16 protein-coding genes are annotated in these 16368 nt (G+C 27.5%); all 16 read left to right on the forward strand.

The features are described from left to right. The first annotated feature begins 225 nt into the window (after window positions 1–225). The 16 genes from ulaG to uxaC all read left to right on the forward strand — a co-directional run bounded on the left by ulaG (window position 226) and on the right by uxaC (window position 16367). Complete coding sequence (ulaG, locus tag BT993_RS02100; RefSeq protein WP_072593003.1) at window positions 226–1287, forward strand: L-ascorbate 6-phosphate lactonase; 1062 nt, start codon at window positions 226–228, stop codon at window positions 1285–1287. Between the two features lie 19 nt (window positions 1288–1306). Beyond that, window positions 1307–2764, forward strand: coding sequence for a PTS ascorbate transporter subunit IIC (locus BT993_RS02105; RefSeq protein ID WP_072593004.1), 1458 nt, complete (start codon window positions 1307–1309; stop codon window positions 2762–2764). A 51-nt stretch (window positions 2765–2815) separates the two neighbouring features. Then, complete coding sequence (locus tag BT993_RS02110; RefSeq protein ID WP_072593005.1) at window positions 2816–3097, forward strand: PTS sugar transporter subunit IIB; 282 nt, start codon at window positions 2816–2818, stop codon at window positions 3095–3097. Further along, window positions 3098–3550, forward strand: coding sequence for a PTS sugar transporter subunit IIA (locus tag BT993_RS02115; RefSeq protein ID WP_072593006.1), 453 nt, complete (start codon window positions 3098–3100; stop codon window positions 3548–3550). It begins immediately after the preceding gene. A gap of 22 nt (window positions 3551–3572) precedes the next feature. Further along, window positions 3573–4442: an L-ribulose-5-phosphate 3-epimerase gene (locus tag BT993_RS02120; protein WP_072593007.1), complete on the forward strand. Its 870-nt coding sequence runs from the start codon at window positions 3573–3575 to the stop codon at window positions 4440–4442. Further along, window positions 4436–5131, forward strand: a complete 696-nt coding sequence (gene araD, locus BT993_RS02125; protein ID WP_072593008.1) for an L-ribulose-5-phosphate 4-epimerase — start codon at window positions 4436–4438, stop codon at window positions 5129–5131. The genes BT993_RS02120 and araD overlap by 7 nt, the downstream gene beginning before the upstream one ends. Window positions 5132–5137: 6 nt before the next feature. Continuing rightward, window positions 5138–5560, forward strand: coding sequence for a helix-turn-helix domain-containing protein (locus tag BT993_RS02130; protein WP_244147534.1), 423 nt, complete (start codon window positions 5138–5140; stop codon window positions 5558–5560). Window positions 5561–5577: 17 nt separating this feature from the next. After that, on the forward strand, window positions 5578–6612 hold the full coding sequence (locus BT993_RS02135) for a VCBS repeat-containing protein (RefSeq protein ID WP_072593010.1): 1035 nt from the start codon (window positions 5578–5580) through the stop codon (window positions 6610–6612). Window positions 6613–6765: 153 nt separating this feature from the next. After that, window positions 6766–7302 (forward strand): hypothetical protein, encoded by a 537-nt coding sequence (locus tag BT993_RS02140; protein WP_072593011.1) that lies wholly within the window; start codon window positions 6766–6768, stop codon window positions 7300–7302. Window positions 7303–7317: 15 nt separating this feature from the next. Further along, entirely contained in the window at window positions 7318–7866 is a 549-nt protein-coding gene (locus tag BT993_RS02145) for a hypothetical protein (RefSeq protein WP_072593012.1), read from the forward strand. A gap of 245 nt (window positions 7867–8111) precedes the next feature. Next, window positions 8112–8903 (forward strand): HAD family hydrolase, encoded by a 792-nt coding sequence (locus tag BT993_RS02150; RefSeq protein ID WP_072593013.1) that lies wholly within the window; start codon window positions 8112–8114, stop codon window positions 8901–8903. Between the two features lie 11 nt (window positions 8904–8914). After that, a complete protein-coding gene (locus BT993_RS02155; RefSeq protein WP_072593014.1) occupies window positions 8915–10639 on the forward strand; it encodes a glycoside hydrolase family 3 protein in 1725 nt (574 codons plus the stop codon). Window positions 10640–10652: 13 nt separating this feature from the next. Further along, the gene (gene uidA / locus BT993_RS02160; protein WP_072593015.1) at window positions 10653–12419 is read left to right on the forward strand and encodes a beta-glucuronidase; all 1767 of its coding nucleotides are present in this window, start codon (window positions 10653–10655) and stop codon (window positions 12417–12419) included. Window positions 12420–12431: 12 nt separating this feature from the next. Further along, on the forward strand, window positions 12432–13874 hold the full coding sequence (locus tag BT993_RS02165) for an MFS transporter (RefSeq protein WP_072593016.1): 1443 nt from the start codon (window positions 12432–12434) through the stop codon (window positions 13872–13874). A gap of 87 nt (window positions 13875–13961) precedes the next feature. Next, complete coding sequence (locus BT993_RS02170; protein WP_072593017.1) at window positions 13962–14951, forward strand: LacI family DNA-binding transcriptional regulator; 990 nt, start codon at window positions 13962–13964, stop codon at window positions 14949–14951. 15 nt (window positions 14952–14966) lie between these two features. Then, window positions 14967–16367: a glucuronate isomerase gene (gene uxaC, locus BT993_RS02175; protein ID WP_072593018.1), complete on the forward strand. Its 1401-nt coding sequence runs from the start codon at window positions 14967–14969 to the stop codon at window positions 16365–16367. Window position 16368 lies beyond the last annotated feature (1 nt).

Raw genomic sequence — 16368 nt, forward strand, 5'->3', positions numbered from 1 at the left:
ACTTTTGGAATTTAGGAAATATATTTACTGCACCCAAAATCTTAAATGCAAGATTAGAGGTGCAGTTTTTTTGTAAATTAATTACAAATCAAATAAATAATTCAAATTATATTCAATAAATATTTAAAAAAAATTTTTAAGACCTATTGACTATTTAATTTCTTGAGGTAAAATATATTGTTAGCAAATTATTAACACTTTATTTTTTTTATTTAGGAGGATATAATGGCAAAAGTTAATGAAATTACAAGAGAGTCTTGGATTTTACAAACATTCCCAGAATGGGGGACTTGGATAAATGAAGAGATTGCTGAAACAGAGGTTAAACCTGGTACAGTTTCAATGTGGTGGTTAGGAAACATGGGAATCTGGATTAAAAGTGAAGGAGGAGCTAATCTTTGTGTAGATTTATGGGTTTCAACAGGTAAAAAAACAAAATCTAATAAACTTATGAAAGCTAAACATCAACACCAAAGAGCAGTAGGATGTGTAGCATTACAACCAAATTTAAGAACTACACCATGTGTTATAGATCCATTTGGTATAAAAGAATTAGATGCTTTAATTTCAACACATTCTCACAGTGATCATATAGATATAAATGTTGCGGCAGCAGTTTTACAAAATTGCCCTAATACTAAATTTGTAGGACCAAAAAGTTGTACAGATATTTGGAGAAAATGGGGAGTACCTGAAGAAAGATTAGTTACAGTTAAGCCTGGAGATGAAATAGAAATAAAAGATACTAAAATAAAAATGTTAGAATCTTTTGATAGAACTATGTTATTAACAGTAGATGATGATGTTGTATTAAAAGATAAATTACCACCTGATATGGATGAAATGGCAGTAAATTACTTATTTAAAACAACAGGTGGAAATATATACCATGCAGGAGATTCACATCATTCTAATTTCTTTGTAAAACATGGAAATGAAAATAAGGTTGATGTTGCGTTTGTTGGATATGGAGAAAATCCTAGAGGAATGACAGATAAATTAACTGCTTCTGATGTATTAAGAGTTGCAGAAGGATTAAAAACACAAGTTGTAATACCTATACATCATGACATATGGTCTAACTTTATGGCTGATCCTAAAGAAATTACATTATTATGGAATTATAGAAAAGATAGATTAAAATATACATTTAAACCATATATATGGCAACCAGGTGGGCATTTTGTATTCCCTGATAACAAAGATGATATGGAATATATGTATCCAAGAGGATTTGAAGATGCTTTCACAATAGAACCTGATTTACCGTTTACATCAATATTGTAATATATAAGGAGAGATATTTATGGAATTTTTAACTAAAGCTTTGATTTGGTTTGGAAGTAATGTTTTAACAAACCCACCATTTTTCGTTGGATTATTAGTATTTATTGGATATTTATTACTAAAAAAACCATTTTATGAAGCATTTGCAGGTTTTTTAAAAGCAACAGTTGGGTATTTAATTTTAAATGTTGGAGCAGGTGGATTAGTAGTAACATTTAGACCTATACTTGCAGGATTGAATACTAAATATAATTTGAGTGCTTCTGTTATAGACCCATATTTTGGATTAAATGCAGTTAATACTGCTTTAGAAACTATAGGATTAACAGTAGCATGGGTAATGTTTTCATTACTTATAGGGTTTGGAATAAATATTTTATTAGTATTATTTAGAAAATACACTAAAGTTAGAACTCTATTTATTACAGGTCATATAATGCAACAACAAGCTACTACAGCTACTTGGTTAATATTTTTCTTATTACCAATGTTTAGAAACTTCTACGGTGCTGCATTAATAGGTATTTTTTCAGGAGTTTATTGGGCAGTAGCATCTAATTTATCAGTAGAACCTACTCAAAGATTAACTGGTAATGCTGGATTTGCTATAGGACATCAACAAATGTTTGCAGTATGGTTTGCAGATAGAATTTCACCTAAATTAGGAGATCCTAAAAAAGGTGTTGATGAAATTAAATTACCTAAATGGCTATCAATATTCCATGATGATATAGTTGCAACAGGAACTTTAATGATGGTTTTCTTTGGTATAATAATGTATATATTAGGAGCAGAAGTTTTATTAGGAGAAAAAGCTGTAGCATATATGAGTGGAAATAAATCATTCTTAATATATGTAGTTGAAACATCTTTAAAATTTGCTGTTTACTTATCAATATTGAAACAAGGTGTAAGAATGTTTGTTTCAGAATTAACAATATCATTCCAAGGTATTTCAAATACTATAATACCTGGAGCTATACCAGCAGTTGATTGTGCTGCTACATATGGATTTGGATCACAAAATGCAATATTATTTGGATTCTTATTCGGTGTTTTAGGACAATTCTTAGCAATAGGAGGTTTAATAGTTTTAAGATTATTTAATCCTCTTTTAGTACCAGTATTAATAGTTACAGGATTTGTTCCAGTATTCTTTGATAATGCGACTATAGCAGTATTCGCTAATAAACGTGGTGGAGTAAAAGCTGTAGCAATTACAACATTTATTTCAGGTATATTACAAGTTTTATTAGGTGCAGTTGCAGTAATCGTATTTGGATTAATTGGATTTGGTGGATGGCATGGAAATATAGATCAATCAACAGTTTGGTTAGCACAAGGTCTATTAATTAAATATTTAGGATTATTTGGATATATTATAGCAGTAGTATCTATGTTAGCTATCCCTATATTACAATATAGAAGATGTAAGAATAAAGAGCAATATTATGAAGGAATAGTTGAAGAAGAATAGAAATAGAATATATTTCATAAAAATAGAATATATTTCAGAAAAGAGGGAAATATGAAAGTTTTAGCAGTTTGTGGAAGTGGAATGGGAACTAGTATGATTATGAAAATGAAGATGAAAAAGGTTCTTGATAAATTAAATATAACTGCAGATGTTAGTTCTTGTAGTATTGGAGAAGCAAAATCAGGATTAAATAATTACGATATAGTTATTAGTTCTATTCATATGGTAGGAGAATTAAATGTTAAAGCTCCAACTATATTAATAGGTGTACAAAATATGTTAAATGAAGCTGAACTAGAAGAAAAATTAAAATTAGCTGGAATAGGAGTATAAATGAACATAGTAGATTCATTAAAGGATAATAAATCTATACAATTAGGGAAAAATGTGTCTAATTGGCAAGAAGCTATAGAATTACTTTTTGAACCTTTATTGAAAAATGGAGCAATTAAACCAGAATATCCTAAGGCTATAATAGAAAGAACAAATGAAATAGGTCCTTTCTATATCATAGGTCCAGGAATTGCAATGCCACATGAAAGAGGAGAAATGGGAGCTATAAAAAATGCTTTTACATTTTTAACTTTAAATGATGCAATAGAATTTCCAACAGGAGAAATGATAGATATATTAATAGGATTTTCTGCTACGGATTCAGAAACTCATATAGCAGAAGTTATTCCACAAATAGTTACTTTATTTGACGATGAAGAATCTTTTGATAGAATTAGAGATAAAAAAACACCAGAAGAATTATTAGCATATATAGAAGAAGTTATTAAATAGATTTAGAAAAGAGTTGAAAAATTTGCAATTAGGAATTTATGAAAAGGCTTTGCCTAAGAAATATAGTTTTAAAGAAAAAATAAAACTTGCTAAAGAACTAGGATTTACTTTTATAGAGATTTCTGTAGATGAAAGTGATGAAAGACTTGCTAGACTTGATTGGAATATAGATACAATAAATGAATTAAAATGTGAGTTAAATATTAATAATATGAGAATACCAACTATGACCTTTAGTGGTCATAGGAGGTATCCTATGGGTTCTCATGATGAAAATATTAGAAAAAAATCTATGGAACTGATGGAAAAGGCTATACTTTTAGCAGATAGATTAGGGATTAGAATAGTTCAGTTAGCAGGTTATGATGTTTATTATGAAGAAAGTGATGAAATAACTGAAAAGTATTTTATAGAAAATTTATCTAAAGCTTTAAAAATGGCTGAGGAATATAATGTATGTTTAGCTATAGAAATTATGGATCATCCGTTTATAAACTCAATTACTAAATATATGAAATATTCAAAATTAGTAAATTCACCATACCTTAAAGTATATCCAGACTTAGGAAATTTAAGTGCTTGGCAAGAAAATGATATATCAAAAGAATTAGAATTAGGAATGTTTAATAAAGAAATTGTAGCAATACATGTTAAAGATACTCTTGCAGTAACAGATAATTTCCCAGGGAAATTTAAGGAAGTAGATTTTGGTGCTGGTTGTGTAGATTTTGTTAAATGTTTTAAAAAGTTATTCTCTTTAAATTATTCAGGTCCATTTTTAATAGAAATGTGGACTGAAAATTATAGCGATATTGAACAAGGTAAAGAAGAAGTTAAAAAAGCAAGAGAGTTTGTTTTAGAGGCTATGAGAAAAGGAGGATATTTATGTTAGAAAAATTAAAAGAAGAAGTTTTTAAGGCTAATATAGAATTACCTAAAAGAGGTGTTGTAATTTATACATGGGGTAATGTTAGTGGAATAGATAGAGAAACTAACCTTATAGTAATTAAACCTAGTGGTGTAGATTACGAAAATATGAAAGTTAGTGATATGGTTGTAGTTGACTTAGATGGAAATGTAGTTGAAGGACATTTAAAACCATCATCAGATACACCAACTCATATAGAATTGTATAAAAAGTATAAAGAAATAGGAGCTATAGTTCACACTCATTCTACTCACGCTGTTATGTGGGCTCAAGCAGGTAAAGATATACCTGCATATGGAACTACTCATGCTGATTATTTCTATGGAAATATACCATGTACTAGAAAAATGTCTGAAAATGAAATAAAAAATGACTATGAAAAAGAAACAGGAAGTGTTATAATAGAAACATTAGAAGAAAGAAATATTAATCCTTTATATGTGCCTGCTGTTTTAGTACATAGTCATGGACCTTTTACATGGGGTAAAAATCCAGCTGAAGCAGTTCATAATACTGTAGTACTAGAACAAGTTGCAAAAATGGCAATAATGACTGAAACTATTAACCCAAAAGTTAATAGAATGCAACAAGAATTGTTAGATAAACATTTTTTAAGAAAACATGGTAAAAATGCGTATTATGGACAAAAGTAATTTGGAATGAGGCTTTATTTTATGTGTGATAAATTTGATATAAAAACGAATCCTAATTTAGTTATAGCATTAGGAGAATATATTAGAAATAAAAGAACTAAAAAATCAATAGGACTTAGAGAAATGGCTGATAAATTAAACATCAGCCCTGCTTATTTATCTAATTTAGAATTAGGAAAACATAATATGACTAATCCTTTATTATTAAAAAATATAGCTAGGATATTAGAAATTGATCATCTGAAATTATATAAAATAATAGGGTATACAGATAAAGATAGGCGTGAACTAAGAAATGAAATATGGAATGAAATAATAGAAGATATTTCTGATGAAAAAATCATAGATATCATGCAGGATTTAAGTAAAATGACCTCAAGTCAAATAAGTTTGGTTAAACAGTATGTTAAATTAATTAGGAAAACTTAATCAAGAAAAGGAATAATATGGAAATAATAAAACAAAGATTAGGAGATTTAGATAGAGCTTATTGTGCTAGTCATTTAAAAACTTCTAATGGGTATAAGATAATAGTTGCAAGTGAAGCTTATGTTGATGAGGGAAGACCATGTTATAGCTATGGAGGTAATGATTTTTCTGAAGTAGAAACAATGTGGGAAAGTGGTGGTGGATGTATGTCTATCGTCCAAATTCCTGGTAAAGAAAATGAAATTATAGCTATAAAAGATTTCTATTTAAAAGAATCTCCAAGTAGATCAAAAATAGTTTGGGGAGTTTATGAAAATGGAAAATGGACTTTCAAAGATATAATAAAAAAAGAATATATACATAGATTTTCTTTAGCTAAAGTTGATGAAGATGTTTATATAGTACTGGCTACTATATCAAATAAAAAAGAACACAAAGAAGATTGGAGAGTTCCAGGTTCTATATTTGCAGCTAAATTACCTAAAGATTTAAATGAAAAAATTGAATTGCAAGAAATTAAAACAGATTTATATAGAAATCATGGATTTTACCATGACACTAGAGAGGGTCATAATGAAATATATTTTGGAAGTGACCAAGGAATAGACAAGCTATATATCAATGGTGATACATCTAATTGGAAATTTGAAAGAATATGCGATTTTCCAACAGGAGAAATAGCTGTATCAGATTTAGATGGCGATGGAGTAGATGAAATAATAACTATAGAAGCTTTCCATGGAGATAAAATTAGAATATATAATCAAACAACTGGAAAATTAGTTAAAGTTTATGAATATGAAAATAAGATAGACTTTGCACATGCTTTAGTTGCTACTAAGTTTAGAGGAGTAAATACTTTTGTTTGTGGAGTTAGAAGAATAGAATCTGAATTATTCTATATACAATATGTAGATGGTAAATATGTTTCTACTATTATAGAAAAAGGAGTAGGAACAGCTAATTTAGATGCTATCAATTTAGAAGATGAAGATATAATTATATCTGCAAATCATACTAAAAATGAATCAGCAATATATAGAATTAAGTAATATTTAAAAGGTATAAAGCTCAGTCTTTATACCTTTTAAATTTATATAATTAAAAAATTTGACATGGTTAAAAAAATAAAGTATAATCTCTTTGGTAAAAATAAAAGTAAAAAAAACAATATACAATATTATTTTTAATAGAAAAGAATAGTAATGAAAAAATTAATGTTATTAATATTATCTATAGGAGGTTTATTTTCATTCTCAAACAGTTTTACTGGACCAAGATATAGAGTTGAAGTTTCATCAGGATTTGTTGATGATAGAAGATTTGCTCGTACTAATGGTAATATCTTTTTTTCAGGGTCTGTTTCAGTATTACCTGAATGGGAACTTAAGATTAATAAGAAATTTGATATTAGTTTTGGACCTAAGGTTAGTTTAAATTTTGAAAATTTCATAGGAACTTCAAATGCAACAACTATTAACTCTAGTATAATATTAGGAGGAGAAATAGATTTTAACTATAAAGTAATAGAAGATGTTAAAATATATACTGGTATGGAAGTTGGAGCAGGAATAGGATTTCAAGCTTTTGCAGGTTCTAGCTGTAAACATTTTCAAGGAGTTGAATTTAAAACAGAAATCAAACTTTCAGTAGGTATTAAAGTAAAAGATAAATTTAATTTAGCACTTTACACAGGAGATATTAAGGGAGTTGTAGGTGTAGAGGCAGGTTACACTTTTTAATAGAAAGGAAAAAATATGAAAAAAATACTATTATCAATAATCTTATTTGCTGGATTAACTTCATTTTCAGTAGAAGATAATAAAGTTGATGGAAACTTTACTAAATTATCTGGTCCAAGATATAGAGTAGAGGTAGCTTTGGGAGCCATTAGTACTAAAAATGATGTTAAAGCAAATGAATACATTTCTACATCAACTTCATTTTTAGCAGAATGGAAAGCTGATGTTAATGAGAAATTTTATGTTACTTTTGGACCAAAGGTTAATTTAAATGTTGCTACAATTATACAATCAACAGGAACAAAAAAGGTTACCCCTAATATAGCTTTAGGTGGAGAAGTAGACTTTAACTATAATTTAAAGGAAAGACTTAAGCTATATGCTGGTGCAGAACTTGGACTAGGAGTAGGACCTTTAATAGAGAATGGAACATTAAAAAAAGCTGAACTTATAACAGTGGGTAAAATATCATTAGGAATTAAGATAGATGAGAAATACAATGTTGCTATTTATACAGGAAATATAAAGGGAGTACTAGGAATAGAGGCAGGATATACATTTTAATAAGGTGGTACAGAATGTATTGCCTTTTTATTTTACAATAAAAATTATGAAAAACTAAAAAAGGTATTGACTATTTAAATTTTCAAGGTATACTATTTTTGAAAAAAAGTGTAACGGTTTCTATAAAGTAAATGTTCTTACTTTATTTTATTTAGTTATATTTGGTAAACGGTTACTTATCATAACCTTTTTTATTTAACTTATTATGGTAAACGATTACTAAAAATGGAAGGAATGGAGAAATTATGAAAAAAATTGTATGTGTTGATTCTGATGGTTGTGTAATGGATACAATGAACTATAAGCATATAGAATGTTTTGGTCCTCTTGCAGCTGATTTGTGGAACATTGAAGAAAGAGAAGAATTTTTAACATTATGGAATAATATTAACCTATATTCAAAAACTAGAGGTATAAATAGGTTTCAAGGATTAAATGAAATATTTAAAATATTTAGTGAAAAATATCCTAAATATTCAAAACTTAATGATGTTGATAATTGGATAAAAACTACTAATGAGTTATCTAATAATTCTTTAATTAGGGAAATAGAGACTAAAAATTCAGAGGAATTAAAGAAAGCCTTAAATTGGAGTTTAGAAGTTAATAAAAGAATAGTTTCTTTAGAGGGTATGGATAAACCATTTGAAAAGGTTAAAGAAGCTTTTGAGGAAATGAAAGATAAAGTAAAAATAGTAATAGTATCATCTGCAAATAAGGAGGCTATACTTTCTGAATGGGAAAGACATGATTTACTTAAATATGTAGATATAGTAATGGGTCAAGATATGGGTACAAAAAAAGATTGCATAAAGAAAATATTAGATGAGGGTATAGATGTAAACGATGTATTAATGATAGGAGATTCTCCTGGAGATATTACTGCTGCAAAAGAAAACAATGTATATTTTTATCCAATAATATTTGATGATGAAGCAAGAAGTTGGATTAGATTTAAAGAAGAAATTTTAGATAAGTTTATTAATAACCAATATGAAGATCAAAAATATATTGATGAATACAACAGTAAATTATAGGAGGAGGTAATATGTCAAAATTAGTTAATTTAAGAGAAAAACCATACTGTTTAAATGATGAGCAAATTAAATGGGTGGAAGATACTTTAGCTAGTATCACAGATGAAGAAAAAATTGGACAATTATTCTTTAATTTATTTTGGTTAGGTAATTTAGGACCTGAAGAATCAAAATATTCAAATGAGGAGATTGTTACGAAGTTTAAAGTTGGTGGTGCAAGATACCAAGGTGGAAATAAATATGAGGTAATGAATCTTTTAAATAGTTTACAAAAGAACTCTAAAATACCTTTACTTATTGCTGCCAATTGTGATTCAGGTGGTAATGGTGCATGTTCAGATGGAACATATATTGCAACAGCCGCTATGTGTGAGGCAAGTGGAGATTTAGAAGTTTCATATAACGCAGGATATGTAAGTGGTGTAGAGGAAGAAGCATTAGGAATTAATGTTAATTTTGATCCATGTGTAGATATACTTAAAAATTGGAGAAACACTATAGTAAATACAAGAGCTTATGGTAGAGATGCAGATGTTGTTATTAAACATACTAATTCATATCTTAAAGGATTAGATAAAAGTAATATTATTAAATGTATTAAACATTTTCCTGGTGATGGAACAGAAGAAAGAGATCAACATTTAATTTTAGGAGTAAATGAACTTACAGTAGAAGAATGGGAAAAATCTTTTGGAGAAGTTTATAGAAATCATATTAATAATGGTGTTGAAATGATAATGGCAGGACATATTGCACTTCCACATTATCAAAAATTAATAAATCCAAGTCTTGAGGATAAAGATATTTTACCAGCAACATTATCTAAAGAATTATTAGAAGATTTATTAAAAGATAAATTAAACTTTAATGGTCTTGTAATAACAGATGCTTCTCATATGTTAGGTATGACAGCTAGTATGAGAAGAAAAGATTATGTACCTTTAGCAATAGCATCAGGTTGTGATATGTTCTTATTCTTTAATGACATAGATGAAGACTTTAACTATATGCTAGAGGGTTATAGAAATGGAGTAATAACAGAGGAAAGATTAAATGATGCAGTTAGAAGAATATTAGGTTTAAAAGCAAAATTAAATTTACATATTAAACAAAAAGAAAATACTTTATTAAAAGATGAAAAAGGCTTAGATGTAATAGGTTGTGAAAAACATCTTAAGATGCAAAAAGATGCTGTTGATAAAGGAATTAGTTTAATAAAAAATACTAAATTTGAATTACCTATTAGACCTGAAACACATAAAAAAATCAGACTATATATACTTGAGGGAGAGAAAAACGGTATATATAGACCTAATGAAAAATTTCAAGAATACTGTATTAAAAAATTAGAAGAAAAAGGATTTGAAGTAACGGTAAATGAATCAGGAAAAAGAGAAAAAGGTTCTATAGAACAATACAGAAGTGAAGTAGATGCAGCATTAGTTTTTGCAAATATCAAAGGATATGCTGAAGCAAATAATATGAGAATAAAATGGAGTGGACCTATGTCTAATGAAATTCCATGGTATGTACATGAAGTTCCAACAGTAATGGTATCCTTTAATTTCACTAATCATTTACATGATGCTACTATGGTTAAATGCTATATAAACGCATATTGTGATAATGAGGTAACTATAGATGCTTTAATAGAAAAATTAATGGGAGAATCAGAATTTAAAGGTCAACATTTTAATGAAAATGTATGGGCTGGTCAATGGCAATCTAAATTATAAGGAGGGTGATTACATGCTATATCCATTATCAACATTAAGTAGGGAAATTATTGATTTAAATGGTATATGGGACTTTAATTTTGAAAATGATTTAACAAAATATAAGATTAGTGTTCCTGCATCTTTTAATGATCAATTTTCTGAGTTTGAAAAGAAACATTATGTAGGAAATATGTTCTACAAAAAAGATTTTATTGTATCAAAATATATGTTGGAAAAAAGAATTTATTTAAGATTTGGCTCCGTATCACATATTGCAAAAGTATATGTTAATAATATTTTTGTAGGGGAACACAAAGGTGGATTTACACCTTTTGAGTTTGAAATTACAGAATTTGTTAAATTAGGAGAAAATAATTTAGAAGTATTAGTTTCAAATGTACTAGATTATAGTTCACTTCCAGTAGGTAACTATAAAGAGATTAAAGATGAAAATGGTAATGTAGTAAAAAAATTAGTAGATGAAAATTTTGATTTCTTTAATTATGCAGGAATACATAGACCTGTAAAGTTATGGATTAAACCTAAAAATCATATAGAAGATATAACTATTACATATGATGTATTTGATAAAAATGCAAAAGTAAATGTAAAAGTAGATTTTATGGGAGAAGCAAAGGAAATAAGAGTAACAATTTTAGATGAAGAAAATAATATAGTTGCTGGAGGAAATAATTTAAATATATCAAATGTAAAATTATGGCAACCTTTAAATGCCTATTTATATAAGGCTAAGGTTGAGTTAATTAATAAATCTGATGAAGTAGAAGATGAATACATAGAAGAATTTGGTATAAGAACAGTTGAAGTTAGGGATAATAAATTCTTAATCAATGGAAAACCTTTTTATTTTAAAGGATTTGGTAAACATGAGGATACATATTTACATGGTAGAGGATTAGATGAAGTGGCTAATGTAGTAGACATCAGTAGAATGAAATGGTTAGGAGCTAATTCATTTAGAACCTCACATTATCCATATTCTGAAGAAATGATGAGACTTGCAGATAGAGAAGGTTTTGTTGTAATAGATGAAACAACAGCTGTAGGACTAATGGAAAATTTTGGATTTAATCTTATGGGAAATCCAGAAAAGAAGAATACATGGGAAACTTTAAATACAAAAGAAGCACATGAACAAGTAATAAAGGAGTTGATTAAAAGAGATAAAAATCATGCTTGTGTTGTTATGTGGTCTATAGCAAATGAATCATCTACTGCTGAAGTTGGTGCATATGAATATTTTGAACCATTATTTAAACTTGCAAGAAAATTAGATGCTCAAAATAGACCATGTACATTTATAAATATCATGCTTGCACCAGCTGGAAAATGTTTAGCTTCTAGTTTATGTGATGTAATTTGTTTAAATAGATATTATGGTTGGTATGTAGATTTATCTGACTTAGAAACAGCAGAAATAAATATGAGAAAAGAATTGGAATATTGGCATAAATTATTCCCAGATAAACCAATAATGTTTACAGAATATGGAGCAGATACTATTTCAGGAATGCACGATATAGATATTAGAACACCATTTACAGAGGAATTTCAAATAGAATATTACAAAATGAATGAAAAAGTATTTGATAGTTTAGATTATTTTGTAGGGGAACAAACATGGAACTTTGCAGATTTTCAAACAAAATTTGGAATATTTAGAGTTCAAGGAAATAAAAAAGGTGTATTTACAAGAGAAAGAGCACCAAAATTAGTAGCCCATCACTTAAGAAAAAGATGGAATAATATACCTGAATTTAATTATAAGTTAAAATAATAGGAGGATAAAATGGAAGAAATAAAATACAACAAAGCCGAAATATGGCAAATAGCTTTATTTTCATTAAATAACACTGCAACTAATATATTTTTTGCGTTGACATTTTACTTAGGATATTTTGCAACAGGATTTATGGGAGTTGCAACAGTATTAATATCAAATGTATTAACAGCAATGAGAATTTTTGATGGTATTACAGATCCATTAATAGGATATTTAATAGATAAAACTAATGGTAAATTTGGTAAATTTAGACCATATATGATTATAGGTAATGTAATTATGGCAGTTACTATGACATTAATATACATAGTTACACCTACATTACCAGAATCAGTAAGATTTCCATTTTTCTTGGTAGTTTACATAATATATATTCTTGGATATACATGTCAAACAGCAGTAACTAAGGCAGGTCAAGCTTGTATTACTAATGACCCTAAACAAAGACCTTTATTTTCAAGTTTTGAGGGTGGATATACATTAGTATTTCTTTCATTGATTTTACCTACTTATGTAAATGGGTATTTATTACCTAAATATAATAGTGCATTTACTTTAAATTTATTTAGAGAATTTGTATTTACATTTATGTTTGCAAGTGCAGTATTAACAATATTATCATTTATAGGTATATATAAAAAGGATAGAATGGAATTTTTTGGTTCAGGTGAAGTTAAGTCAGAAATTAAATTTAGAGATTATGTTGATATTATAAAAAATAATAGAGCTATACAAACTTTAATAGTGGCAGCTTCAACAGATAAAATAGCATTAACTACAGCTGGAAATGCAGCAGTAGGTATAATGATTTATGGTATTATTATGGGAGATAATACTTTACAATCTAAACTTGCATTAATTACTATAATACCAGCATTTGTACTTTTACAATATTTTGCTCAGTATTCAAGAAGACTTGGAATCAGAAAAGGTATGATAACTACTGCTTGGGGAGCAATTATGACTTATACATTATTATTCCTATTATTCCAGTTTGGAGATCCTACAAAAATTAGTGCAAATAACTTATTTGGATTTGAAACTTTAGCGTTCATTATCTTATGGTGTATAGGTAGAGGATTTGTAGGAGCAAGTGGAGGATTAACTATTAATGCTATAGCAGATTGTGCAGATTATGAAACATATAGAACAGGAAAATATGTACCTGGTATGATGGGAACATTATTCTCATTTGTAGATAAAATCATATCATCTGTTTCAACAACTGTAATAGGAGTTGTAATTGCTATGATAGGATATACAAATGGATTCCCTAAAATAGGAGATCCTAATACTCCACAATTATTTTATGCAGCTATGTTCTTATTCTTAGGAATGCCTATACTTGGGTGGCTAGCATCAGTTATTGCATTAAAGTTCTATCCATTAACAGCTGAAAAGATGCAAGAGATACAAAAACATATAAGTGATTTAAAACAATCTAAATAGTAAACGTTGTACTTTTTTGTTGACAATTTCTATAATAAGTTATAATATTGGTATATAAATATTAGTAAGGAAAGATTGTGTAAATTTATGGACGAAAAAGTAACGATTAAAACTATAGCTAAGATTGCAGAAGTATCAACAAAAACAGTATCAAAAGTAATAAATAATCAAAGTGGAGTAAAACTTTCAACAAGAAATAAGGTTTTAGATATCATGAAAGAATATAATTATAGTATAAACTACAATGCTAAAAGATTATCTGAGAGTAAATCAAGAAATATAGCATTGGTTGCTAATATATCTAAAAAACATCCACTTAATAAAAACTATATTATTATGCAATATATTTTAGAAATAATAAAAGATTATGAGGTTATAGTATATAACTCTGTAAAAGATTTACAAGAAAATCCATATGGTGGAATATCAAAAGGTTATTATGATGGAATAATATTATTAAATCCTAAATATATTGAAGATATAGAATATGTTAAAAAAAGTAATTTACCTTTTGTAATTTCAGGGATATATGGTAACTACAGTTATGTAGGTACAGATCAATTTCAAAGTGGTATTATTGCAACAGAACATTTGATAGAACAAAATTGTAAAAATATACTCTTTTTATTAGATAATAAAAAGAGTTTTACAGCAATTAAGAAGATACAAGGATATAAAGAAGCATTGAAAACGAATGGTATTAAATATTTTGAAGAAAATGTTATAGATGGTTTTTCTTCTCCTGAAAGTGTAGAACAATACATTTCAAACTTATATATTAAAAATAAATTGCCAGATGCAATATTACTAGATTCAGATTATCCAGTATTTGGAGCATTAAGGGCCTTTACTAAATTAGGTATTAAATGTCCAGAAGATATTAAAGTATTAACCTTTGGAGATACCTTTATATGTTCTGCACTTACACCATCTATAACGGCAATAAAACAAAATTTTGAATTAATTGCTAAAAAACTATTAGAAATATTAATAGATAAAATAGAAAATGAAAATAAAATAGATAAAAGCTTTGAAATTGCATCAGAGTTAATAGTTAGAGAATCTACAAAAAAATAGAAAGGATAACATAAAATGAGCTTTATAAATCATAATTTTATGTTACATAATGACATATCAAAAAAGCTATATAACATTGCAAAGGATAAAAAGATAATAGATTATCATTGTCATTTAGATCCTAAATTAATAGCTGAAGATAAAGAATTTGAAGATATTACAGAAATTTGGTTATTAGGCGACCACTATAAATGGAGAGCCATGAGAGCAAATGGAGTAAATGAAAATAATATTACTGGTAATGTGAGTAATAAGGAAAAGTTTAAAGCATGGGCATATACTTTAGAAAATACAGTAGGTAATCCTTTATTTCATTGGTCAGCTATGGAATTGAAAAAATATTTTAATATAGATGATTTGTTGAATAAAGAAAATTGGGAAGAAATATGGGAAAAATCAAATAAGGTAATTAAGGAAAAAAAATTAAGTCCTAAAAAATTAATAGAAATGTCAAATGTAGAATATGTTTGTACAACAGATGGTCCACTTGATGATTTAAGATATCATGATGAAATTAAAAAAGATATTAATTTTAATGTTAGGGTAGAACCTGGATTTAGACCTGATATGTTTTTTAATATATATAGCGATAACTTTTTATCATTAGTTAATAAACTTTCTGAAATTACAGGAAAAAATATTAGTACATATAGAGAATATATTGAAGCTATGTATGAAAGAATAAAATATTTTAATGATAAGGGTTGTACTGTATCTGACCATGGAATATCTAAATTAGAATTTAGTAAATATAGTGAAGAAGAAGTAAAAGAAATATTTAATAAGATATTAAATAGAGAAAATATTACTAATGATGAGTATAAAAAATATTTAACATCATTTTTAGTAGACTTATCTAAGAAATATAAGGAATATGGGTGGGTAATGCAGCTTCATTTTGGTGCAATTAGAAATAATGATGCAACATTACTTGACACTATAGGATTTGATGCAGGTTCTGATTCAATAATGGATCAAGGAAATGTTGCAGAAAATCTAAACCTTTTAATTTCATTGATGAAAGCAAATGGGACATTACCTAAATTTATAGTATATAACTTAGATCCTAGTCAAAATAACATGGTAGCATGTAGTTTAGCTAATTTTAGTTCAAATCTTCCAAAAGGATATTTACAATATGGTTCAGGTTGGTGGTTTAATGATACTAAAGAGGGTATGTTAAGACAACTTAAATCACTAGCAGACCAAGGATTATTAATGAATTTTGTGGGAATGTTGACAGATTCAAGAAGTTTTGTTTCATATATTAGACATGACTATTTTAGAAGAATACTTTGTGAATTTATTGGTGATTTAGTAATTAAGGGTGAAATACCTAATGATGATAGGTTACTTACAAAATTAATAGAAAATATTTCATATAGAAACGCTTTAGAGTATTTTGGATTGGAGTAAG

This window comes from Streptobacillus ratti (assembly GCF_001891165.1).
Classification (GTDB): domain Bacteria; phylum Fusobacteriota; class Fusobacteriia; order Fusobacteriales; family Leptotrichiaceae; genus Streptobacillus; species Streptobacillus ratti.